At 66.2% G+C, this 23,388-nt stretch carries 16 protein-coding genes and 1 pseudogene; 9 read left to right on the top strand and 8 right to left on the bottom strand.

The features are described from left to right. Positions 1-72: 72 nt before the first annotated feature. The gene (locus NHF48_RS11750; protein ID WP_253071222.1) at positions 73-3,159 is read right to left on the bottom strand and encodes a TonB-dependent receptor plug domain-containing protein; all 3,087 of its coding nucleotides are present in this window, start codon (positions 3,157-3,159) and stop codon (positions 73-75) included. Between the two features lie 132 nt (positions 3,160-3,291). After that, positions 3,292-4,392, bottom strand: coding sequence for a LacI family DNA-binding transcriptional regulator (locus tag NHF48_RS11745; RefSeq protein ID WP_253071221.1), 1,101 nt, complete (start codon positions 4,390-4,392; stop codon positions 3,292-3,294). Between the two features lie 261 nt (positions 4,393-4,653). Between NHF48_RS11745 and NHF48_RS11740 the strand changes: the two genes are divergently transcribed. From NHF48_RS11740 to NHF48_RS11725, 4 genes are all read left to right on the top strand, one after another. After that, positions 4,654-6,747, top strand: coding sequence for an alpha-L-arabinofuranosidase C-terminal domain-containing protein (locus NHF48_RS11740; RefSeq protein WP_253071220.1), 2,094 nt, complete (start codon positions 4,654-4,656; stop codon positions 6,745-6,747). 135 nt (positions 6,748-6,882) lie between these two features. Next, positions 6,883-8,124: an MFS transporter gene (locus tag NHF48_RS11735; protein ID WP_235524769.1), complete on the top strand. Its 1,242-nt coding sequence runs from the start codon at positions 6,883-6,885 to the stop codon at positions 8,122-8,124. Beyond that, entirely contained in the window at positions 8,121-8,672 is a 552-nt protein-coding gene (locus NHF48_RS11730; RefSeq protein WP_253071219.1) for a family 43 glycosylhydrolase, read from the top strand. Before NHF48_RS11735 ends, NHF48_RS11730 begins: the two co-directional genes overlap by 4 nt. After that, positions 8,579-9,736, top strand: a complete 1,158-nt coding sequence (locus NHF48_RS11725; RefSeq protein WP_253071218.1) for a beta-xylosidase family glycoside hydrolase — start codon at positions 8,579-8,581, stop codon at positions 9,734-9,736. Before NHF48_RS11730 ends, NHF48_RS11725 begins: the two co-directional genes overlap by 94 nt. Before the next feature lie 52 nt (positions 9,737-9,788). Here NHF48_RS11725 and NHF48_RS11720 read toward each other — a convergent pair whose 3' ends face one another. Both NHF48_RS11720 and NHF48_RS11715 read right to left on the bottom strand, forming a co-directional pair. Next, a complete protein-coding gene (locus tag NHF48_RS11720) occupies positions 9,789-10,787 on the bottom strand; it encodes an LLM class flavin-dependent oxidoreductase (RefSeq protein ID WP_253071217.1) in 999 nt (332 codons plus the stop codon). Between the two features lie 187 nt (positions 10,788-10,974). After that, positions 10,975-13,053, bottom strand: coding sequence for a S8 family peptidase (locus NHF48_RS11715; protein ID WP_263816846.1), 2,079 nt, complete (start codon positions 13,051-13,053; stop codon positions 10,975-10,977). Between the two features lie 394 nt (positions 13,054-13,447). On the opposite strand from NHF48_RS11715, the gene NHF48_RS11710 reads away from it, so the two are divergent. The 5 genes from NHF48_RS11710 to NHF48_RS11690 all read left to right on the top strand — a co-directional run bounded on the left by NHF48_RS11710 (position 13,448) and on the right by NHF48_RS11690 (position 18,852). After that, positions 13,448-14,113: a pyrimidine 5'-nucleotidase gene (locus tag NHF48_RS11710; protein WP_253071215.1), complete on the top strand. Its 666-nt coding sequence runs from the start codon at positions 13,448-13,450 to the stop codon at positions 14,111-14,113. Continuing rightward, the gene (gene dapD, locus NHF48_RS11705) at positions 14,110-14,928 is read left to right on the top strand and encodes a 2,3,4,5-tetrahydropyridine-2,6-dicarboxylate N-succinyltransferase (RefSeq protein ID WP_253071214.1); all 819 of its coding nucleotides are present in this window, start codon (positions 14,110-14,112) and stop codon (positions 14,926-14,928) included. Before NHF48_RS11710 ends, dapD begins: the two co-directional genes overlap by 4 nt. A gap of 61 nt (positions 14,929-14,989) precedes the next feature. Then, complete coding sequence (gene glpX / locus NHF48_RS11700) at positions 14,990-15,961, top strand: class II fructose-bisphosphatase (RefSeq protein ID WP_056065803.1); 972 nt, start codon at positions 14,990-14,992, stop codon at positions 15,959-15,961. 255 nt (positions 15,962-16,216) lie between these two features. After that, entirely contained in the window at positions 16,217-17,119 is a 903-nt protein-coding gene (locus NHF48_RS11695; RefSeq protein WP_253071213.1) for a CPBP family glutamic-type intramembrane protease, read from the top strand. After that, positions 17,002-18,852 carry a CocE/NonD family hydrolase gene (locus NHF48_RS11690; RefSeq protein WP_253071212.1) on the top strand — a complete coding sequence of 617 codons (1,851 nt, stop codon included), beginning with the start codon at positions 17,002-17,004 and terminating at the stop codon, positions 18,850-18,852. The genes NHF48_RS11695 and NHF48_RS11690 overlap by 118 nt, the downstream gene beginning before the upstream one ends. Before the next feature lie 72 nt (positions 18,853-18,924). Here NHF48_RS11690 and NHF48_RS11685 read toward each other — a convergent pair whose 3' ends face one another. The 4 genes and pseudogenes from NHF48_RS11685 to NHF48_RS11670 form a co-directional block, all read right to left on the bottom strand. Continuing rightward, positions 18,925-19,686 (bottom strand): ABC transporter permease, encoded by a 762-nt coding sequence (locus tag NHF48_RS11685; protein WP_056065813.1) that lies wholly within the window; start codon positions 19,684-19,686, stop codon positions 18,925-18,927. Next, a complete protein-coding gene (locus tag NHF48_RS11680; RefSeq protein WP_253071211.1) occupies positions 19,683-20,612 on the bottom strand; it encodes an ABC transporter ATP-binding protein in 930 nt (309 codons plus the stop codon). Before NHF48_RS11680 ends, NHF48_RS11685 begins: the two co-directional genes overlap by 4 nt. Positions 20,613-20,748: 136 nt before the next feature. Beyond that, a complete protein-coding gene (locus tag NHF48_RS11675) occupies positions 20,749-21,459 on the bottom strand; it encodes a DsbA family protein (protein WP_253071210.1) in 711 nt (236 codons plus the stop codon). Further along, positions 21,456-22,812 (bottom strand): annotated as a pseudogene (locus NHF48_RS11670) (M48 family metalloprotease). Before NHF48_RS11670 ends, NHF48_RS11675 begins: the two are co-directional and overlap by 4 nt. Positions 22,813-23,388: the final 576 nt, after the last annotated feature.

Here is a 23,388-nt window from a genome sequence, read left to right as displayed (position 1 = left end):
CCCAGCATCGTGCCGGCAATCAGAAGGGCGAGAGCGCGCATGCTGGATCTCCGTATTGGTAGGCGTGGGGCGTCAGAACGAGAAGCGGACGCCGACACGGTAGATGCGCCCGACGATGTCGTACAAGGCCGGGTTGGCGCTTTGGGGCGACGCGGCCGGGTCGTGATCGAAAACGTTGTCGACCTTGAAATACCCGGACACCTGTTTGGTGATGGTATACGTTCCGCCGACGTCGAGATAGAAGGCGCCGGGCATGAAGTTGCGGTCGATCGTCGGCGCGGTCGTGGTCGATTTGGGGCAGGTTCCGGGCGCGCAGACGACGTACTGATTCCCGTAATTGCCGTCGCTGAACCAGCGTTCCTGCACCGTCAGGCTGAAGCGGTCGTTGCTGAACGCCTGTACCGCGAGCAGCTTCCAGCGCGGGGTGGCGCCGAGGTTGACGCCGGCGCCATCGGTCGGAATCGTCCCCGGCAGGCCGGTATCCGTCACGAACTTCCGGATGTGCGTCGCCAGGCCGCGGAGCGTGAACGTGCCGTCGATGCCGAGCGGGCGCCGCCACCGATAGCTTGCCTCGATATCGAAGCCGTCGGTCTTGATCGAGGCGAGGTTAAATGCCTGCGTGTTGATGAAATTGGGGCCGGCAGTGTTGTTCAAATTATACGTGCTGCACGTTTCGGGCAGGATGTTGCGGAAGCACAGGTCGACGATTTGGGCGGCGCCAAGGCTGGAGATCACGTCGGTGACCTTGATGTTATAGTAATCGACCGAAGCGCTGAACCCCGGCAGCCAGGACGGGTTGGCGTATACCGCGCCGACCTCGGTATTGCGCGCGATCTCGGGCGTGAGCGCCGGGTTGCCGATCGCGTTCTGGATCGCCACGACGTTGACGTTGCGCGCGGGGTCGAGGAAGTTGGGCAGCGTGGTCGTCACCGGAGCGGCGAACAGCTCGGACAGATTGGGTGCGCGAACGTCGCGCGAGGTGACGCCGCGCAGGCGCAGGCCGTTGAGCGGCGTGTCCCATGTCCCGCCGATCTTCCACGTCCAGACACGGCCCGACGTGCTGTAGTCGGTGATGCGGGCCGCGCCGTTGATGTTGGCCCTGCCCATCATGTCCGACTTGAAGAGTGGGACGTCGAGCTCAAGGAACGCCTCCTTGACGTCGTAGGCGCCGGTGCCGTTCTTGTAGTTGCCGGCATACCAGTTGTTGCCCGCGGTTAGCAGGGTCGGGTCGGCAGGGTATTCGCTGGTATAGGGACTGAGCGTGGAAACGCCGGCGCCGTATGCGTCCGCGCGGACCTTGTAGAATTCCTTGCGATATTCGCCGCCGAACGCGACCGACAGGGGACCCGCCCAGAGCTCGACGGGCGTGCCCGAGAAGGCGAGGCTCGCGACGTCCTGCGTCAAGTGGAGGCGCTGGATCGGGCCGTTCTCGGGCTGGGCATACCGGCGTGCCGACTCGGAGGGTGTCGCGCCGCCGATGATGTTGAGCGGGATGCAGCCATTGGCGCGTGCGATCGGATTGGCGCAGACGATGGCGCCGTTGAGCGTGATCGCCTGGATCGCCTGGTTGAAATGCGGCGTGAGGACGATGTCGTCGACGTCGATCGCGGTATCGGTGATGCCGCGCTCGTAATAGGCGTCATAGGTCCAGGGCGACCCACCGATATCGAACTTGCCCTTCAGGCCGCCGACGACACGGTATTGGCGGCGGTCGGTATGGACAATGGTGTTCGGCAGGATCGCGACGCTGGCGCCGAACTGGAAGTCCGTGATCCCCGCCGTCGCGCACGCCGCCTGGATCGACGCCGGGACGAACGGGTTGGCGCACTGCAGCCTAAGGCCGGGTCGGTTGGCGCCGTTGGTCGGCTGGTTGTGGGTCTTCACCTGCCCGACATTGACGCTGACATAGACCTCGTTGTCGGTCGCAAAGTCGTAGCCGATCCGACCATAGCTATCGAGGCGCTGGATCGCCGACTGCAAGGTGCGGCCGGTATCGATGTTGCCCGACAGGTCGCCACCGACGCAGAAGCCGGGCAGGCAGCCCCTGACTGCGCCGGAATTGTCGCGGGCGGGCACGCCATTCGAGCCATATTGGAACTGGAAGGGGCGGCCGCTCTGGTCGAACGCGGTGCCCTGCAGCGGACCGGCGGTGATGAGGCCGTATTTCGTGAAGTTATACGGCTGGGCGAAATCGCGCAGGACATATTGCGGCGATCCGTCGTCGACGACGTTGCGGTTGATCATCGTCGTCTGCGTGAACCAGTCGCGACCCCCGGCGAGATCGGTGCCGAAATCACCGGGGCCGACGCCTGCTTCCTTGGCATATTCGCCGCTGACGACGAGGTGGAGCCGATCGTTCAGGTAGCTCCGTCCCGCGGCAAGCTGGATAAGCCCCTGGCCGTCGTCGCCGTAATTGGTGATGCCGCCCTGAATGTTGCCTTTGAAGCCCTGGAAATGGGTGTCAGTGATGAAGTTGACGACGCCGCCGACCGCGTCCGATCCATAGGATGCGGACGCGCCGCCGTTGACGATGTCGACTCGCTTGATCAGCAATTGCGGGAGCAGGCTGACATCGGTGACGCCGGTATAATAGGCGCCGACGACGCGCTGGCCGTCGACCAGGGTGAGCGTGCGGATCGTGCCCAGGCCGCGGAGCGAGAACGAGCTCAGGCCCTGCTGGCCGCTCGACGTGCTGAACGTGTTGGTCGTCGAGCCGCTCGATCCCTGCAACGACGGCAGCTGCGCGATCGTCGTGAAGACGTTGGGCTGCGCGTTGTTCTGGATGTCGGCTTCGCTGATGACCGTGGTCGGCGTCGGGGCGGTGAAGCCGCTCGACTGGATCCGCGAGCCGGTGACGATGATGTCGGCGGTTCTGACGGCTTCGGGTTCTGCGGGCCTGGGCGTCTCGGCGACCGGCTCTGCGGAGGCGACGGTGTCGGTGGTTTGTGGAGTGGCGACCTGTGCGAAAGACGGCGCTGCGTATAGCGAGAGGATAAGCGCGGCGATGCTGCTCGATCCGGCGATGAGGGTGCGCCGTTGCCGTGTAGTCGGACTGGAAATGGTAGAAATCGAACGTGGCGCTGTTGTTAAACGCGATGTCTCTTGCGCCCAAACGCTGGCGCGGACGTGAGCCGACAGAGTCGTGATTCTGGAAACCATTGCATCCTACCCCCTTTTACGGCGCACCGATTTACCGGCGTTCCCGCAACGTCATCCCGCAACTCGATGTTGCTGTTTGATAACGTTACCACGCAAGAATGCGTCGACATGGCGGAGGAGTCAATACTCATACTATCGATGGAATAGGCGGAGATCGTTGGCGTCCGCAGAAACGGCAGACGGCGTTAAGGCGTGGCGTCGTCCTGCGGGGGGCGACGTCGACTGTCGCTTGACGATTTCGTGGTCCAGCACCCGGTCGGCACGCTTTGCAGGGGTTCTCGGCGGCGTGGCGATCTCCGCGACCAGCAGGCCGAGCGCTTCCGCGGCGAGTCGGCGGACCGGCTGGTGCACCGTCGTCAGCGGCGGCCACAGCATCACGGCGGCGGTGGTATCGTCGAACCCGACGACCGTCAGTTCGCGCGGTACGTCCAGTTGTCGCCGATGTGCGACCGACACGACGGCGGCGGCCATGTCGTCGTTGCTTGCGAAGATCGCGGTGGGGGGCGGATCGGCCTGGAGCAACTGGTCGCCGGCGGCGAGTCCCGAGGCAAAGCTGAAATCGCCCTGAGCGATCGTCGCGCGAACGCCCGGATGTTCGCGGACGGCAGCGTAGAAGCCGTCGAGCCGCTTCAGACTGGCGACCTGGTCTGGGTTGCCGACGACGAACCCGAGCCGACGGTGACCCATCGCGATAAGCTCGCGCGTCATCTCGTACGCGGCGAGGCGATCGTCGATACGGACGCAGATCACGTTGTCGACATCGTGCGCGCCGACCGCCGCCACCGGCACGCGCGCCTTGCGCAACACGTCGAGGACCGCCGCGGATTCGCTCAACGGCGGTGCGCAGATCATGCCTGAGATACCCGACGCGACCAGACTTTCCAGCGCGGCGGGGCTCGGCGGACGGCCGTCCTCGCCCTTCAGCAGGATCAGGCGCGCGCCGCGGATCGAGGCTTCCTCGAACACGCCGGTGAGGAAGTCGCTCATGAACGCCGCGCTCGGGTTGGCGTAGATCACGCCGATCTTGAGTTCGGTGGACGTGACCAGGCTGCGCGCGGCGAGGTTCGGCGTGTAGCCGAGCGCGTCGATCGCGTCCTGAACGCTGGCGCGCGTGGTCGGATCGACGCTGGCGCGGCCGTTGATGACGCGCGACACGGTCATCGGCGATACCCCGGCCTGCGCGGCGACATCGATGATCGTCGGGCTGCGCGAGCGCCGAGCGCGTTCCTTCACACCGATCCCTTCAACCCCGCCCGACGATCGTCACGTCGAGCCTCTCAATACTAACCATACACGACGAAGCGACCTAGACCTTTGGCCCCGCGATGCAAGTTGGTCGGATCTCGACCAAAGTATGCCGACCCGCCGAACACTCATGTTGACGTTATCATTAGTCTGCGTAATCTATCGGGATACGCACTGCGACGTCGGGATCGAACCGGCGCGTCGCGATCATCGCCGCAATGGCGAGCACGCACAAAAGGGGAGAGGTCGATGAAACCGGTCGTCGCAGCGTTCGTCCTGTTCGCGGGTCAAGTCACGGTCACCGGCTCGAGCCAGGCACAAAGGGTGCAGCCGATCGCCGTCCGGATCGACGCAACGGCTCGGTCGGCGCCCGTCACACCCTATGAATACGGCATGTTCATCGAGCCGATCGGCGGACTGGTCGCGCGGACGCTGTGGGCGGAGATGCTCGACGACCGGAAATTCTATTACCCGATAGGTCCTGCGGCGAGTGACGCGCCGCCACCCGTCAACGCCGAAGGGCGGCCCGGTGTCGTCTACCGCAAATGGCGCCCGATCGGCGGCGACGCGGCCGTGACGATGGACACGCAGCATCCGTACGTCGGCACGCAGAGCGCGCGGATCGCAGTGTCCGCCGACCATGTCACCGGCATCGGCCAAAGCGGGATCGAGGTCGTCCGCGGCCGGCGGTATGTCGGCAAGCTTAGACTGAGCGGCGAGCAGGGCGTGGCGGTGACGGTGGCGTTGGTCTGGGGCGATCGGCCGCAGGATCGGCAGGTCGTGCCGCTGCCGACGCCCGGCGCGGACTGGAGCGAGGCCAGCTTTGCGTTCACGCCGACCGCGGCGGCGACCGATGCACGGCTGGAGATCACCGGCACTGGCCCCTCCACCGGTACGGCCGCATTCCGGGTCGGCGTGGTGTCGCTGATGCCGGCGGACAACGTCAACGGCTGGCGTGCGGATACGACTGCGATCGCGAAGTCGCTGAACTCGGGCTTCTGGCGCCTGCCTGGCGGAAACTTCCTGTCCGACTGGGACTGGCACGAGGCGATCGGGCCCCGCGATGCACGCCCGCCGATGTTCGATCACGCCTGGAGCGCGATGCAGCCGAACGATTTAGGCATGGACGAATGGATGGACCTGACGCGTATCCTGGACGTCGAACCCTATGTCACGGTCAATGCCGGGCTGGGCGATGCGAACTCGGCGGCGGAGGAGGTCGAATATCTCAACGGCGCGGCGACCTCCGGATGGGGCGCCAAGCGTGCGGCGAACGGTCATCCCGAGCCATACCGCGTCAAATGGTGGAACATCGGCAACGAACCGTTCGGCTGGTGGCAGATCGGCAAGACCTCGCTCGATTACTTCATGATCAAGCACAACGAATTCGCGAAGGCGATGCGGGCCAAGGACCCGTCGATAACGCTGATCGCATCGGGCGCGATGCCCGACCAGTTGCATCCGAAGGGCGTGCAGCAGAACTCGTCGATCGAGAGCATCCAGGCGAAGTTCGGTACCGAGGAGGACTGGACCGGTGGCTTCTTCGCCAAGGCATGGGGCAATTTCGACGGCATCACCGAGCATTGGTATGATCGCGCGGAGAAACGACCCGATGCGCCGGCCGCCGACGAGCTTATCGAGTTCGTCCGTTCGCCCTCGAACCACGTCCGCATGGAGGCGGAGGAATGGGCGATCTACGAGACGAAGTTCCCGAGAATCCGCGCCGCCAAGACGTTCCTGTCGATCGACGAACACGCGTACATGGCGGGGCCGCCGACGCTGAAATCCTCGCTGGCCTATGCGATGGTATTCCAGGAGATGCTCCGCCACACCGATTTCCTGACGATGTCGGCGTTCACGACCGGCGTTTCGACGATGGACATCTCGCCATCCGCCGCGACCCTCAACGCCACCGGCACCGTGTTCAAGCTATACGGCGAGCATTTCGGCGCCGGGACGGTTCCGCTGAAGGTCGATGGCGATGTACCGCAACCAGAGCCAAAATACCCGGTCGGCCATGCCCATCCCAAGGTGCGCGCGGGCAGCCCGACCTATCCGCTCGACGTGATCGCGGGGCTGTCGCCGGACGGCACCAAACTGCGCCTCGCAGTGGTGAACGCGACGGTCCAGCCGCAGCGACTGAACCTTGCGCTTTCCGGCATGAGGCTGCGCGGCGGCGGCAGGCGCTGGGTCATGACGGGCAAGACGGTGGAGGCGGCGAACACGATCGCCTCCCCGAACGGCGTGACGATCGCCGAAAGCAAGGTGGCGGGGACACGCACCGTGATGGTACCGGCGATTTCCGCAGCGATTTACGAAATGCCGATCGCGGCGGCGCACTGAGCCGGACCGCGACCGCGCCGCGCATGTCTCCAGTAGCTCTCGACCGCATTTCGACGCGTTTTTGCTGCAGCAATGCTTGCCTAAGGCGAGCGTCGGCGGCTACCACGCGATGATAACGTTACCGAGGGGGTGAGGGTGCGGCGCTTCAGGAATATCCGCTGGACCATCATCGGCCTGTTCGTGGTGGCGATGGTTATCAACTATCTCGCACGCAGCGTGCTCGGCGTCGCGGCGCCGGCGATCATGGCCGAGCAGCATATCAGCGCGGCCGAATATTCCTGGATCACCGGCGCATTCCAGATCGGCATCATGTTCCAGCCGCTCGCCGGCTATGTGCTCGACGTGGTCGGGCTGAAGATCGGCTTCACGCTGTTCGTCACGGTCTGGTCGCTGATCACGATGGCGCACGGACTGGCGACCGGCTGGATGGGATTCGCCGGCCTGCGCGGCGCGCTGGGGCTGGTCGAGGGATCGGCGCAGCCCGCGGGTATGAAGCTGGTCGCCGAATGGTTTCCGGCACGAGAGCGCGGTGTCGCGGGCGGCATCTATCAGATCGGGGCCTCGTTCGGCGCGGTGTTCGCGCCGCCGCTGGTGGCCTGGGCGGTGCTCAACCATAGCTGGCGCGCGGCCTTCTTCATCGCCGGCGCGCTCGGGCTGGTGTGGGTGATCGCGTGGCTGTTCTGGTATGCGCCGCCCGCAAAACATCGACGGCTGTCGCCGGCGGAACGCACGCTGATCGTCGAAGGACAGGAGGCATCGCTCGCCACGCATCGCAAGCGTCCGCCGCTCGGCGAACTGCTGCGGCGTCGTAACCTGTGGGCGATCGCGGCGGCGCGGTTCCTCGCCGATCCCGTGTGGGGCATGCTGTCGTTCTGGATGCCGCTATACCTGGTGCAGGTGCGCCATTTCGATCTCGGCCAGATTGCGATGTTCGCGTGGCTGCCGTTCCTGGCGGCGGACCTCGGATGCCTGTTCGGGCCGATCGTGGTGGCGTGGCTGCAACGGCGCGGTGTCGACCTGATCGATGCGCGGCGTGGCGCCTTCACGGTAGGTGCGGTGCTGATGACGGGGATGATGTTCGTCGGCACGGTGACCAGCCCAATCGCAGCGATCGCGCTGCTGTGCCTCGGCGGTTTCGCGCACCAGACGCTTTCGGTGACGGTCATCACTCTGTCGTCGGACCTGTTCCCGCAGGACCAGGTGGCGACCGCGACGGGAATGTCGGGCACCGCCGCCAATCTCGGCGTGCTGATCTTCACGCTGGTGCTCGGCTCGATGGTCGCGGAGGTCGGCTACCAGCCGTTCTTCATCCTGCTCGGACTGCTCGACCTGGTCGGCGCCGCACTCCTCTGGGTCCTGATACGAAAGCCCGCATGACCATTCGCAACCCGATCCTTCCCGGCTTCAATCCGGACCCGTCGATCGTCCGCGTCGGCGACGATTACTACGTCGCGACCTCGACCTTCGAATGGTATCCCGGCGTCCAGATCCACCACTCGCGCGACCTTGCGAACTGGCGGCTGGTGACGCGGCCGCTCAACCGCGCGAGCCAGCTGGACATGCGCGGCAACCCGGATTCGTGCGGAGTATGGGCGCCGGACCTGAGCCATGCGAACGGCCGGTTCCACCTGATCTATACCGACGTGAAGCGCTACGGCCAGACCACGATCGACGGTGCGCGGGGCGCGTCGCTGCGGGATTTCCACAATTACTGGGTCACGGCGGAGCATATCGACGGACCGTGGTCCGATCCCGTCCACCTCAACAGCAGTGGCTTCGACCCGGCGCTGTTTCATGACGATGATGGGCGGAGCTGGCTGCTCAATATGCTGTGGGACCACCGGCCGGGGGGCGTCGCTTTGCCGGGATCGTCGCGCAGGAGATCGATCTCGCGACGGGCGACATGCTCGGCGACCGTCGCATGATCTTCGAGGGTACGTCGCTTGGCTTCACCGAGGGCCCGCACCTCTACAAGCGCGACGGCTGGTATCACCTGTTGGTCGCGGAGGGCGGCACAGAGCGCAACCATGCCGTCGTGATGGCGCGGTCACGGTCGCTGTTTGGCCCGTACGAAGTGCATCCCGATGGCCCGGTACTGACCGCGGCGGGCAAGCAGGGCGTGCAGTTGCAACGAACCGGGCACGGCGATCTGGTCGAAACGCCGACCGGCGAAACCTGGATGGTGTATCTGTGCGGGCGGCCGCTGCCCGTCAGTGATCGGTGCGTGCTGGGCCGCGAGACCGCGATCCAGCCGATGCGCTGGGGCGAGGACGGCTGGCTGCGGACGCTCGATGGCGACGCGAGTCCGGCGCTGATCGTGGAGGATGGCACGGCGTCGGCCGCGCCCGAACCGCGGCGCGAGCGTAGTGTGTTCGATACCGCGACCCTGCCCGAGGCTTTCCAGTGGCTGCGGACCCCGGATGCCGACCGGTTGTTCAGCCTGACCGCGCGTCCCGGCTATCTGCGCCTTTACGGCCGCGAGACGATCGGGAGCTACTTCACGCAGTCGCTGGTTGCGCGCCGGCAGCAGGCGTTCGCCTACGTCGCCGAGACGCTCGTCACGTTCGAACCGCGTCACTTCCAGCAGGCGGCGGGGCTGGTCTGCTACTATAATTCGACCAAGTTCCATTATCTGCACGTCACCGCCGACGACGATGGCCGGCGCGTGCTGCAGGTGCTGTCGGCGATCCCGACTCCCCTCGGCAGCAGCGTGATCACCCAGCCGATCGCGATCGACGCGGGACCGATCGGACTGCGGGTCGAGGTGGATCACGAAAGCCTTCGCTTCGGTTACCGGAGTGCGGGATCGAGCGCGTGGACCTGGCTCGCCGACCGGTTCGACGCGAGTATCCTGTCGGACGAGGCGACTCTGCCGGGCCTGCCCAACTTCACCGGTGCCTTTGTCGGGATGGCGTGCCAGGATATGTCGGGAGCCGGCGAACCGGCCGATTTCAGCTATTTCGAGTATGTCGAAGCTGGTGGAGGCTGAGCGGACTGAACGCGGCGTGATCCGCGTTCAGTCCGTGACCACTGGCCCGGTGTTACGCCGCGATCTTCAAGTCCTGCATCACGTCGGCGGTGATCGAGAGGCTCCGCTTGCGCGCTTCGTGGTCGTAGATCGCGCTGGTCACCATGACCTCGTCGACGCCGGTCCGCTCGACGAACGCCGCGATCCCGCGCGCGACCTTGGCCGGGCTGCCGACTGCCGAGCATTGCAGGACGTGGTCGAGGATCCGGTTGCCCTGCGCACCGAGCGACTCGCGGTAGCCGGCGAGGGGGGGCTTCATCTTGCCGGGGTTGCCGGTGCGGAGCGCGACGAACGACTGTTGCTGCGAGGTGGCGAGCAGTTCCGCCTCCGCATCGGTCTCGGCTGCGAACACGTTGAAGCCGGCCATGACGTGGGGCTTCGACAGGCGCGCAGAAGGACGGAAATCGCGACGGTAGATTGCGAGCGCGGCGTCGAGCGCGTCGGGCGCGAAGTGCGAGGCGAACGCGTAGGGCAGGCCCAGCGCCGCGGCCAATTGCGCGCCGAACGTGCTGGAGCCCAGGATCCACATCTCGACGTCCGCGCCTGCGCCCGGGGTCGCGACGATGCCGGTCTGGCCGTCGTTGGCGAAGTAGCTCTGGAGCTCCATGACGTCCTGCGGGAAGGCGTTGGCGTCGGTTTCGAGCGTGCGACGCATTGCGCGCGCGACGCGCTGGTCGGAACCTGGTGCGCGGCCGAGGCCGAGGTCGATGCGGCCAGGGAACAGCGCGTCGAGCGTGCCGAACTGCTCGGCGATCGTCAGCGGCGCGTGGTTGGGGAGCATGATGCCGCCCGAGCCTACGCGGATGGTCTTCGTGGCGGCGGCGATGTGCGCGATCACGACGGCGGTCGCGGCCGATGCGATACCGGTCATGCCGTGGTGTTCGGCGACCCAATAGCGCTGGAATCCGACGCTCTCGGCGTGCCGCGCGAGGTCGGCCGCGTTGGCGAGCGATTGGGAGACGGTGCCGCCTTCGATGACGGGGACCAGATCGAGCAGGGAATAGCGTGTCATGCGGCAGAGATAGGTACCGAGCGGTAGCTTATCCAGTGTTTGGGTCGAATGGTTTGTTTGGCTTCGGCTCCCCTCCCTGGAAGGGAGGGGGGTTGGGGGTGGGTCGGGTTCCGCATGTTCGCCGGGTAGTGGCTCGATCGGGCCGACCCACCCCCGGCCCCTCCCCTTTCAGGGAGGGGGGAAGGAGTCAGAAGCCCAGGCTGTACCGCATCGCCATGCCGTAGTCGTTCGGGAGCGCGGCGAAGTTGCCGGGGTCACGGCGGTAGAACAGGTTGGTGTCTAGGCCACCGCCGAATGCAGGGATGCCGTAGCGCATCTCGACATCGAGTTCGCGACCTTGTGGGGCGAGGTTGAGGCGTTGCGTGGTCCAGTCGGTGACGGTACCGGACGTGTAGTCGAAATAGGTCGGCAGGCCGAGGTCGATCCCGCCGCGCGCAACTCGCAACGGCTGTGCGATGCGAAGGCCGAGCGTGTCGTGCCCGAAGATGCCGTCCTTGCCGATGTCGGCCGCGAAGGCGTTAGTGCGGACGAGGCCGTCGCCGCTTAGCCCTCCGCGGACGGCTGCTTGTGTCCAGCCCTGGCGCATCGAACCGCCGATGCTCCAGCCGTCGCCAGCATCGAACCGCGTCTTGGTGTCCACGAACCATGTCGCTCCGCGCGCCCCGCCAAGCGCGGCGTCGAAGCGCGCGCCGAGGACGGTGTCGCGCTCGTCCATCCGCGTCGCGGCGACCATCGTCGAGAGCGCGCCGAAGCGTCGGTCGACTGCAAGCGAGACGCGGTTGTAGCCCGAGCGTTGCCATCGGTCGCGCAGGCGGAGATCGCTGTCACGCTGTGTCAGGACGTCGCCATTCTCGATGCCTGCGGTGAACCCGAACCCGCCGACGCTCTGCCGCATGGCGCTGGACGCTCGCGTGGTGCTGTCGAAGCCCAAGCCGCCGGTGTTGGCGATCAGGAAGGCGGGTTCGGACTGGCCCGAGAGCTGTGCGCTGAGGGCGCCCGAGCCTTGCGCGAAGCCGAAGCCGAACGACAAAGTGCTGCCGAGCTTCTGCGTCACCATCCCAGCGATCGCGCGCGCGCTGGTCGCGTCGGCGCTCGACAGCGCGGTGCGATCGAGCGCGACGTCGCCGTTCGCGCGCGGCGCTAGCGTCATCGATACGGTCATGCCGCCCTGCGCCAGCGCGACCGTGCGGAACCGTGACTGGAGCGCGCCGCCGAGCGATCGTTCCGGGCTGCGGCGCGCGATCGTCTTGGCGAGGTCGATCGCGAACGCGCGGCTGTAGCCGTCGAGGATCACCGCGCCGAGTTCGCCTTGGGTTGCGTCGCCCATCGGCGCGGACAGGCTAGCGTTGCCGGTCGTCGAGACGACCGCTTTCGACCCCGCGATCGAGGTCATGCCAAGCGGCTGGAACGCGCGCGTCAGGTCGAGCACGCCGTTGCCGTAGACCGCGTCGACTCCCGGCGCGCCGACATCGCGTGCGCTGCGAAACAGGATGTCGACGATCTGCGCGCCGGTCAGGTTGGGGAAGGCCTGGGCTAGCAGCGCCACAGCCCCGGAAATCTGTGGCGCGGCGAACGACGTGCCCGACCAGAGATAGGCGGTGTCGGTCGCGTCGGGCGCACGGACGCTTTCGCCGACCGCGGTGAGGAAGTGCGCGGCGCCGGTCCCCGCGCGGTCGCTGAAGGTGGATATTGCGTCGCTCGCGCCGACCGAGCCGGCGATGATCACCTGGTTGCGGCCCTGCGCTTCGCCGGCGACGTTGGTGAACGGATCGGGATTGACCGAACCGTCATTGCCCGCGGCGATCACGACGACCAGCCCGGCGGCAGTCGCGCGGCCGATCGCGTCCTTCAGGCTTTGCGGCATCTCGGAGCCGCCGAGCGAGATGTTGACGACTTTCGCACCGGCCGTGCGTGCCGCATCGAGCCCACGCGTGATCGCGTCGGTGCCGAACTTGCAGCCCGAATCCTCGTCGTCCTTGCTGGCGGTGGCGCAAGTACCGGGGCGGTCCGCGCGGAGGACGATCAACGTCGCGTCGAACGCCACGCCGTGCGAGCCCGCGCCATTCCTCCGGCCCGCCAGCGTGAAGGCGACCGCGGTGCCATGGCCGCCTTCGTCGTCGATCGAGCTATTGCCGGCGACGTCCTGCGAGGCGGACGAAACGCGGCTGCCGAACTCCTGGCTTTGCAGGTCGATGCCGCTGTCGATCACGCCGACGCCGATCCCCTTGCCGGTCGCGCCGACATTGTACGCGGCCAGCGCGTTCATCGAGACCGCGCCGACGGTCGCGCGATATTCGCTGGTGTCGTTGCTGGACGGTGTCGGTGTTGGCGCGGGAGTCGGGGCAGGGGTGGGCGCTGGGGTCGGAAGCGGAGTCGGCGTCGGGGTGGAAACCGTGGGAGGGGGGCGGGCGTGCTGCTGACGCCACCACCGCCGCCGCCTCCGCAAGCGGCGAGCAGCAGGCCACTTGCCACCGCCGCCGTTCTCAGCAGCCCCGCCTTCGTGCCGCGCATCCAGTCCGCCCTTTTGTAATTTTCCGTAACATACTGGAATGCAAAGCCTTACGCGATCGTAAACATCGGCCCTGAAGGTCGGCAGTGTCGCACCCCGCTTGTCGCCGCGCGCGGCGGTCCGTAGAGGTTCCGGCCGATGCTTGCCCGCCTTGACCCCCCGCCTCGACCATGTCCGCAACTGGATCTTCGATCTCGACAACACGCTGTACCCGGCGAGCGCGGACCTGTTCGCGCAGGTCGACGCGCGGATGACCGGGTTCATCCAGGACCTGCTCGGGCTCGAGCATGACGAGCGCGCGCGCGTGCAGAAGGGGTATTTCCACAATCACGGCACGACGCTGTCGGGGCTGATGGCCGAGCATCACGTCGATCCGCACGCGTTCCTGGCGCATGTCCACGACATCGAGATGGACGTGTTGGAGCACGACGCGCCCCTGGTCGCCGCGATCGCGAAGCTGCCGGGGCGGAAACTCGTCTTCACCAATGGCGACAAGCCCTATGCGCTGAAAATCCTCGACCGGCTCGGGCTGAGCGAGAGCTTCGAGGCGATCCACGACATCCACGCGATGAACCTGATGCCGAAGCCGCATGCGTCGGCCTATGCAGGGTTCTGCGCTGCGTTCGACATCGATCCGCGAGAGTCGCTGTTCGCGGACGACATGGCGCGCAATTTGACGCCGGCCAAGGCGATCGGGATGACCACAGTCTGGATCGACAACGGCTCCGAGCAGTCGCCCGATGCGGCGCGCGATCACATCGATTTCACCGTGCCGGTGCTTGCGCCATGGCTCGAAACCATCCTGGAGACATCATGACCTTGCAGACCATCATCGACGCCGCCTGGGACGACCGCGCGAACCTTGGCCTGGATACCAAGGGCGAGGTTCGCGACGCCGTCGAGTCCGCGCTGGCGATGCTGGACGCGGGTACGGCCCGTGTTGCCGAGCCGACGGCTGATGGCTGGCAGGTCAACCAGTGGTTGAAGAAGGCCGTGCTGCTCTCGTTCCGGCTCAACGACAACGTCGTGATCGATGGCGGTTCGGCGGGGTCCCCGGGGTTCGACAAGGTGCCGTCGAAGTTCTCGAGCTGGGGCGAGACCGAGTTCCGTACGGCTGGCATCCGCGTCGTGCCCGGTGCGGTCGCTCGCCGCGGGAGCTTCATCGCCAAGGGTGCGATCCTGATGCCGAGTTTCGTCAACATCGGCGCCTATGTCGGCGAGGGGACGATGGTCGACGCCTGGGCGACGGTCGGATCGTGCGCGCAGATCGGCAAGAACGTGCATCTGTCCGGCGGCGCCGGCATCGGTGGCGTGCTCGAGCCATTGCAGGCCGACCCCGTCATCATCGGCGATGGCGCCTTCATCGGCGCGCGCGCTGAAGTGGCGGAGGGCGTCCGCGTCGGCGAGGGTGCGGTGCTGTCGATGGGCGTGTATCTGGGCGCCTCGACCAAGATCGTCGACCGCGCGACCGGCGAAGTGTTCAAGGGCGAAGTGCCGCCCTATTCCGTCGTCGTGCCGGGCTCGATCGGTGGCGGTGACGGTAAGCCAGCCCTGTACTGCGCGGTGATCGTCAAGCGTGTCGATGCGCAAACTCGTTCCAAAACCTCGATCAACGACCTGCTGAGGGACTGATCGGGTCGACAACCCGGCAGGCGCTGCCTATCCGGGTCGAAACATACCGAGGAGATAGACTTTGACCGCTGCCGCCAGCCAGGTTCTCGACCGCGTACTCGTCCTCGAAATGGTCCGCGTGACTGAAGCGGCGGCGATCGCCGCGTCCACGCTCGTCGGGCGCGGTGACGAGAAGGCGGCGGATGCAGCCGCGGTCGAGGCGATGCGCGAGGCGCTCAACTCGCTCTACATGGACGGCACCGTCGTGATCGGCGAGGGCGAGCGCGACGAGGCGCCGATGCTGTTCATCGGCGAGAAGGTCGGCTCGGCAATCGGCAAGGGCCCGAAGATCGACATCGCGCTCGATCCGCTCGAAGGCACGACGATCTGCGCGACCGCGGGGCCGAACAGCCTCGCCGTGCTGGCGATCGCCGAAGAGGGCGGGCTGCTCAATGCGCCCGACGTCTACATGGACAAGATCGCGGTCGGGCCGGGCTATCCCGAGGGCATCATCGATCTCGACAAGACGCCGACCGAGAACATCAACGCCGTCGCCGCCGCCAAGGGCGTGCCCGCGCGCGACCTGATCGTGTGCGTGCTCGATCGGCCGCGTCACGAGGCGCTGATCGCCGAACTGCGCCAGGTCGGTTGCGGGATCATGCTGATCGGTGACGGCGACGTCGCCGGCGTGATCGCGACGTCCGATCCCGAGACCACGGTGGACGTGTATATGGGGTCGGGTGGTGCCCCCGAGGGCGTGCTGGCATGCGCGGCACTGCGCTGTGTCGGTGGGCAGTTCAAGGGACGCTTGCTGTTCCGGAACGACGACGAGCGCGGGCGTGCGGCGAAGTGGGGGATTACGGACCTCGACAAGCAGTATGACCTGTCGGAACTGGCGAAGGGCGACTGCATCTTTGCGGCGACCGGGGTTACTGATGGCTCGTTGCTGGCTGGCGTGAAGCGGAAGAAGGGCAAGATGACCACCGAGAGCGTGGTAATGCGGGCTTCTTCGGGGACGGTGCGTTGGGTCAAGGGTGAGCATCGGACTGATTGATTTGGCCGACTGAGTAGGGGCGCCACCCCGGCGAAGGCCGGGGCCCAGGTGGAAAGGTCGGAGTAACGGAGCGTTGTCCGTAGTTAGCAACGTCCCCCAACTGGGCCCCGGCCTTCGCCGGGGTGGCGCCTTCGGTGGAATGTCGCATCAGCCAACAATGTGTCCCCGCGAAGGCGGGGACCCAGACTGGGCTCCCGCCTTCGCGGGAGAACATAAAGGCCGAGCGGTGGAACGCAGGAAGGGCGAAGTGTCGGCATGATCCTTCCCAACGCCCTCCTCATCGTCACGATCATGAGCCTCGTCTGGTTCCTCAAGGGCGACCTCCTCGGCTACCGCCGTATCAAGCGCCTCCCCGACACCGCGTCGCGCCAGAAGACCTACCGCCTGTGGATCGCCAAGGCAGCGATCGCCTTCGTCCTGCCGGCAGCGATCGGCCTAGCCCTGCTCGGACGCCTTGACGCGCTTGTCACGGTGCCGCCCGAGTTCGATGCCCTCCGCACGTTCCTCCCCAGCTTCGAAGGCGACAGCCGCGTAGAACTGCTCGGCATGATCGGCGGCAGTGCGCTTGGCGGCCTGATCGTCGGCGCGGTGCTCGCGACGCGGGGCAACTGGCGTATCCTCAAGACGATCGGCAATGTCGGCTCGCTGCTCCCGCGCAACCGGCGGGAGATCGCGCATGCCGCCGCCATGTCGATCGCGGCGGGCATCTCCGAGGAGCTCGCTTTTCGCCTGTTCCTGCCGCTGCTGGTCGCGCTCGTCTCCGGCAGCGCGTTCGTCGCGTTCGGCGTCGCGGTGGCGGCGTTCGGCGCGATGCATCTGTATCAGGGGGCGGGCGGGCGTGATCGCGACCACGCTCGTCGGCGCGCTGATGGCGGCGGTGTATCTGATGACCGGGGAGCTGTGGCTGGCGATGGTCCTGCACGCGCTGATCGATCTCAACTCGCTGGTATTGCGCCCGATGTTGACCGGAGCGTGGCGCGCGGCTTGACTTCGCAGGCGCGGGTTCGTCCAATCGTGGCACGGTCTACGAAGGGAATTCCATGTCGCGTAACGCTTTCCTGTTTGCGCTTGCCGTCACCGCAGCTGTCCCGGCCGCCACGCTCGCGCAGTCCGCGCCGCAAACCGCGACCCAATCCCCCTTTACCTTCGAAGAGGTGATGGTGCCGATGCGCGATGGCGCGAAGTTGCAGACGGTCATCATGCGGCCGCGCGGGATGACCGGGCCGCTGCCGATCCTGCTCCAGCGGACTCCCTACGGCGTGCCCGATGCGCCATTCGCCACCGCCGATCGCTTCGGACCGTTGATGAAGGACGGCTATATCTTCGTGTTCCAGTCGATGCGCGGGCGGTTCAAGTCGGACGGCGTCTTCACGCTCTCGACCGCGGTCCACCCGGGCGATCCGAAAGCGGTCGACGAGGCTACGGACGCCTACGACACCGTCGGCTGGCTGGTGAAGAACGTCCCAGCCAACAATGGCAAGGTCGGCATGTGGGGCGTGTCCTATCCGGGGTTCGCCGCCGCCGTAGCGCTGGCGAACCCGCATCCAGCGCTGAAGGCGGTCTCCCCGCAAGCGGCGTGGATCGATTACTGGCAGTCGGACGACCTCCACCGCAACGGCGCGCTGCGGCTGAGCTATGCGACCGACTGGGTGTCGTCGCTGCAACTCGACAAGATGAAGAATTCCGACTTCGCGTATCCGAGCGATACCTACGACTATTTCCTCAAGGTTGGCTCGGCGGAGGCGATCGACAGGAATGTCTTCAAGGGGCGGGTGCCGATGTTCATGGCGCTGCTCGATCATCCCAATCACGATACTTTCTATACCGCGCAGCGCTGGACCGATGCGCTCGGCAAGACGACGGTGCCGACGCTGAACGTCGCCGGGTTCTGGGATCAGGAGGATCCTTGGGGTTCGTGGCAGATCTACGCGCGGCAGAAACGCAACGATCCGGATCATCTGGCGCAGATGGTCGCGGGGCCGTGGCGGCATGGCGGGTGGCAGGGCGTGGCGGATCATCTCGGGCCGATCCCGCTAGGCACGGCGAGCGGCACGCAGTTCCAGGAGCGAATCCAGGCGCTGTTCTTTGCATACTGGCTGCACGGCAAGGGCCCCCGGCCGGACTTTGCGGCGAAGATGTTCCAGTCGGGGTCGAACGTGTGGAAGACCTATGCCGCCTGGCCTCCGACGGGCGCGAAGACGACCGAGCTTTACCTGCATGCGGACGGCAGCCTGTCATTCACCGCGCCGGCCGCGGGCGAGGGGTGTCGCGATTACGTGTCCGATCCGGCGAACCCGGTGCCGTTTCGCCGGCGCCCGATGTCGGCGACCTATGCCAGCCCTGACTGGGCGTGGTGGGAGGCGGACGACCAGCGCTTCGTCGATCATCGGCCCGATGTGCTGGGGTATGTGTCGGAACCCCTGACCACGGACCTGACCGTGACGGGAGCACTGTCCGCGACGTTGCAGGCTTCGACGAGCGGGACGGACAGCGATTTCGTGGTGAAGCTGATCGACGTGCTGCCCGACGATACCGAGGCGTTCGACAAGTCTCAGGCCCGGCCTGGCGATTACGCGAAGACGTTGAACGGGTACCAGCTGCCGATCGCGATGGAGGTGCGGCGCGGGCGCTTCCTGGCGAGCGATACGGCGCCGCAGCCTCTCGTGCCGGGGAAGGTGGTCGCGTGGGACGTGCCGCTGCGCGACCATGACCATGTGTTCAAGGCGGGGCACCGGATCATGGTGCAAGTGCAGTCGAGCTGGTTCCCGATGATCGACCGCAACCCGCAGTCGTTCGTACCGAATATCGCGCGGGCGAAACCGGCGGATTACGTGAAGGCGACGCAGAGGGTTTGTGCGGGCTCGCGGATCACGTTGCCGGTTATGCGGTAAAAAGCTTGTTCTCCCGCGAAGGCGGGAGCCCAGACTGGGTCCCCGCCTTCGCGGGGAAACATGGTTCTTCGGTCAGTTCTTCATCCGCCAGCCGGTCTTGAAGATCCAGGCGATCGCGATGAGGCATACCGCGAGGAAGCCGGCCGTGACCGCGAGGCTCACCCCGACCGCGACATCACCGACCCCGAAGAAGCTCCAGCGGAAGCCGCTGACCAAATAGACGACCGGGTTGAACAGGCTGAACGTGCGCCACGGCTGGGGCAGCATGTCGATCGAGTAGAACGCGCCGCCGAGGAACGTCAGCGGCGTGATCAGCAGCGCGGGGACGAAGTTCAGCTGCTCGAAGCCGTTGGCCCACACACCGATTATGAACCCGAACAGGCTGAACGCGACCGCGGTCAGGATCAGGAACGCGATCATCGCGAACGGGTGTTCGATCCGCAGCGGCACGAAGAACGATGCGGTGGCGAGGATGATCAGCCCGAGGATCACCGACTTGGTGGTCGCCGCGCCGACATAGCCGATCACCATCTCCATCGCCGAGACGGGCGCCGACAGCAGTTCGTAGATCGTGCCGGTGAACTTGGGGAAGTAGATGCCGATCGACGCGTTCGAGATGCTCTGCGTGAGCAGCGACAGCATGATCAGGCCGGGGACGATGAAGCTGCCATAGCCGACGCCGCCGACCTGCTGCATGCGGCTCCCGATCGCACCGCCGAAAACTATGAAGTAGAGTGACGTCGTTAGGACCGGGGTGACGAGGCTCTGCCACAGGGTGCGCAGCGCGCGCGCCATTTCGAAGCGATAGATCGCCCAGATGCCGTGGGTATTCATGCGCGTTCTCCGACGAGATCGACGAAGATGTCTTCGAGGCTCGATTTGCTGGTTTCGAGGTCCTTGAAGCCGATGCCGAGTTCGCTGAGTTTGCGCAGCAACGACGGGATTCCGGTGTGGTCGGCCTGCGCGTCGAACACGTAGCGCAGGCGCTTACCGTCGTCTTCCAGCGACAGGTCCCAGTCGGCGAGTTCCGGGGGAAGCGCCATCATCGGGTCCTGGAGCGCGATGTCGAGTTCGCGCTTGCCGAGCTTCTTCATCAGCGACGCCTTGTCGTCGACAAGGAGCAGCTTGCCCTTGTCGATGACGCCGACGCGGTCGGCCATTTCCTCGGCTTCCTCGATGTAATGCGTCGTCAGGATGATCGTCGTGCCGCCTTCGCGCAGGCGGTGGACGAGCTTCCACATGTCGCGACGCAATGCGACGTCGACGCCCGCGGTGGGCTCGTCGAGGAACAGGATTTCGGGTTCGTGCGCGAGGGCTTTCGCGATCAGCACGCGGCGCTTCATGCCGCCGGAAAGTTCGCGGATCTTCGCGTCGCGCTTGTCCCAGAGCGAGAGGTCGCGGAGCACCTGTTCGATGTACGCGCTATGCCCCGAGCGGCCGAACAGGCGGCGGCTGAAGGTGACGGTGGCGAGCACCGTCTCGAACATGTCGACGTTGAGTTCCTGCGGCACGAGGCCGATGCGGCTGCGGGCCTGCTTATAATCGCGGATCGCGTCGTAGCCCGCGACCTTGATCGTCCCGGCGGACGGCGTGACGATGCCGCAGATGATGCTGATCAGCGTCGTCTTGCCCGCGCCGTTGGGGCCGAGGAGGGCGAAGATCTCGCCTTTCCGGATGTCGAGGTCGACGGGGTGGAGGGCTGTGGTGCCGCTCTTGTAGGTCTTGGTGACGCCCGCGATGGACAGGATCGGTTCGGTCATTGGCACCCCTTTTTGTGAGGGGAAGATGGGGGTGGCGGGGCGTGAATGATAGGCCTTCCCGCGCCTTCTTGTTCTCCCGCGAAGGCGGGAGCCCAGGCTGGGTCCCCGCCTTCGCGGGGAAACAAGGAGGGGGGCGTCAACCGGCGCGCGCTGCTGCTACGGCTTTTTGCAGGTCCTCTAGCGGCAACGCGCCCGACAGGACTCGGTCGCCGACCACCCAGCTTGGCGTGCCGGTCATGCCGAGTTTCGCGGCGGTTTCCATGTTCTTGGCGATCTCGGCGTCGGCGGTCTTGGTGAAGCTCGCCTGCGTGGTGTCGACCCCGGCCTTGCTCGCAGCGGCGGCGATCGAGGCGTCGCTGACGGGGCCGCCGGCGTAGAGCGCGTCGTGGAAGGTGGCGAACTTGCCTTGTTGTGCGGCCGCCAGGCTGGCGCGCGCGGCGATGCGGCTTTCGGCGCTGAGGATCGGGAGTTCGCGGAAGACGACGCGGACTTTCGGGTCGGCGGCGATCAGCTTGGCGATCATCGGCAGGCTCGCGCGGCAATATCCGCAATTGTAATCAAAATACTCGACGAGCGAGACGTCGCCCTTGGGGTTGCCGGCCCAGGCGCTGCCGAACGGGGTGACGATCGCGTCCCGGTTGGCGGTGACCGTCTTGCCCGACTCGCGGTCGCGCAGTTTCTCCATCGCCTCGGGCAGGATCTCGGGGTGCGCCAGGACATAGTCGTGGACGATCGCTTCGACCTGCGCGCGCTCGACGCCGCCGCCCTGGCGGTCATAGCCCCAGACCGCGAGGCCTCCGATGACGGCGCCCGCGACCGCGATCGCCGGGAATGTAAGTTTGCTCATTTGCGGCGCTTATACTGCTTGGGGTTGTCGTCCATCTCGTTCTGCGCGGCCATCGCGATATCCTGCGCGCGGATCCAGTCGGTGGTGTTCGCCGGGATGTTCGCCAGCGCATATTGCGCGCTCGCCGACGCGGTCCGCATGTCGCCGCCCATGCTCGCGCGCTCGGCGGTGGCGAGCGCGGCGCGCGCGGTATCGCCGGTCAGCTCGTAGACTGTGCCTAGCTGCATCCAGGCGAACGGGTTCTGGTCGTCGCGGCCGACCGCGGTGCGCAGGACCCTGGTCGCCTCGGGGTAGTTCGCCTTGTTCTCGGTCGCGATCAGCGCGTGGCCGAAGGTGGTGGCGATCAGCGGGTTGTTGCGCGAGCCCTCCGTGGCTTCGCGCAGGGGGGACGAGCGAGTCGACCGGCTTGCCCGCTTCGAGCAGGATCTGGCCTTTTATCTCGAGGAAATACGGGTCGGTGGGTTCGGCCTTTACGAGGGCGTTTGCCTCGGCGTCGGCTTTCTCGGGGTAGCCGGATTTGTGATACGCGTAGGCGCGGGCGTAGTGGGCGTAGATCGACTGGTTCGAAGGCGGGAAGGCTTGTAGCGTCTGGTCGGCGGGCATGACGTAGCCGGCGAGCTTGGCCTTCACGCGGCGGAAGCGTTCCTCGAGTGCCGCGTCGGGTTTGTTGGCCCAGGCGGGCGAGGCTTGGAGGTCGGCGGTGAGCGTCGCGACGCGTTCGCCCGAGAGCGGGTGCGACTGCATGAACGGATCGATGTTGGCGGTGCCGAAGCGGTATTCCTGCTGCTGCAACTTCTTGAAGAAGCTGAGCATGCCGCGGCCGGAGATGTTCGCCTCGCGGAGGAATTTCGCGCCGGTCGCGTCGGCTGTCGATTCCTGGACTCGGCTGAACGAGAGGTAGGTGCCCATCGCCGCCTGCTGACCCGCGGCCATGATGCCGGCGCCGGCCTCGCCGCTGCCGGCTGCCATCGCGGCGAGGCCGAGTACCATCGAGAGCAGGTACATGCCCATTGCCGGCTTGGTGCCGCGATCGGCGAGGACGACATGGCCGTCGGCGATGTGGCCGAGCTCGTGCGCGATGACGCCTTGGACTTCGTTGGCATTGTCGGCGGCCTGGATGAGTCCTGAGTGGACGTAGACGGTCTGCCCGCCGGCGACGAACGCGTTGATCGACTCGTCGTTGATGAGCACGACCTTCACGTCGCGCGTCGAGAGCCCGGCCGCCTTGATCAGCGGGTTGGACATCTCCGCGAACATGGTTTCGGTCTCGGCGTCGCGGAGGATCGACTGGGCCTGGAGGGGCGTCGTCCAGAGGAGGAGGGCGGTGGCTGCGGCGGCTACTAGGCGCTTCATTTTACGGGGTATCGTCGATTGGGGGCGGGGGGGCAATGGTCGTGCGGTCGGGCGTGCGGTGGAGTGAAGTATAGGAAGTGCAGACGCCGGGAGCGGCTTTGCGGTTGGTTGGAGTGTGGGTGGCATTGGGGGAGGGGAGCAGGGTTTGGGTGTGTAGGACAGGGGTTTGCGGGGGGCGCTGTGGCGCGGCTCGCTCGTATTTGCCTGCGCTCGCGGGATTCGGGCCGCCATGATGTGGCACCTCCCCGGCGGAGGCCGGGGTCCAGTTGGGACGTCCCTAACTGAGGGTAGCGTTCCGTTATTGCCACCTTTCCAACTGGGCCCCGGCCTTCGCCGGGGTGGTTGGGTGTGAGGGAAAGCCGAAGTGTCTCACTTTGGGCGCTGGAACCCAAACCTTGCGTCGCTCTCGTGTCTTGTTCACCCGCGAAGGCGGGTGCCCAGTCTGGGTCCCCGCCTTCGCGGGGATACAAGCTTTTTGCTGTTCGCCGTTACCACGGGAAGCTTTGGATGGTGACGGATAGCGTGCGGTCTCACGCCCCTCCCGCCCCCTACAAACGAAAACGGGCGCGGCCTTTC

The sequence above is a fragment of the Sphingomonas sp. H160509 genome, from assembly GCF_024124765.2.
Lineage (GTDB): Bacteria > Pseudomonadota > Alphaproteobacteria > Sphingomonadales > Sphingomonadaceae > Sphingomonas.
This window is presented reverse-complemented; position numbering and strand designations above follow the sequence as displayed.

Coding starts and splice junctions, on each gene's coding strand:
- NHF48_RS11750 (WP_253071222.1), bottom strand. CDS start 3,159: ATGGTTTCCAGAATCACGACTCTGTCGGCTCACGTCCGCGCCAGCGTT.
- NHF48_RS11740 (WP_253071220.1), top strand. CDS start 4,654: ATGAAACCGGTCGTCGCAGCGTTCGTCCTGTTCGCGGGTCAAGTCACG.
- NHF48_RS11730 (WP_253071219.1), top strand. CDS start 8,121: ATGACCATTCGCAACCCGATCCTTCCCGGCTTCAATCCGGACCCGTCG.
- NHF48_RS11720 (WP_253071217.1), bottom strand. CDS start 10,787: ATGACACGCTATTCCCTGCTCGATCTGGTCCCCGTCATCGAAGGCGGC.
- NHF48_RS11715 (WP_263816846.1), bottom strand. CDS start 13,053: ATGAACGCGCTGGCCGCGTACAATGTCGGCGCGACCGGCAAGGGGATC.
- dapD (WP_253071214.1), top strand. CDS start 14,110: ATGACCTTGCAGACCATCATCGACGCCGCCTGGGACGACCGCGCGAAC.
- NHF48_RS11695 (WP_253071213.1), top strand. CDS start 16,217: ATGATCCTTCCCAACGCCCTCCTCATCGTCACGATCATGAGCCTCGTC.
- NHF48_RS11690 (WP_253071212.1), top strand. CDS start 17,002: ATGTCGCGTAACGCTTTCCTGTTTGCGCTTGCCGTCACCGCAGCTGTC.
- NHF48_RS11685 (WP_056065813.1), bottom strand. CDS start 19,686: ATGAATACCCACGGCATCTGGGCGATCTATCGCTTCGAAATGGCGCGC.
- NHF48_RS11680 (WP_253071211.1), bottom strand. CDS start 20,612: ATGACCGAACCGATCCTGTCCATCGCGGGCGTCACCAAGACCTACAAG.
- NHF48_RS11675 (WP_253071210.1), bottom strand. CDS start 21,459: ATGAGCAAACTTACATTCCCGGCGATCGCGGTCGCGGGCGCCGTCATC.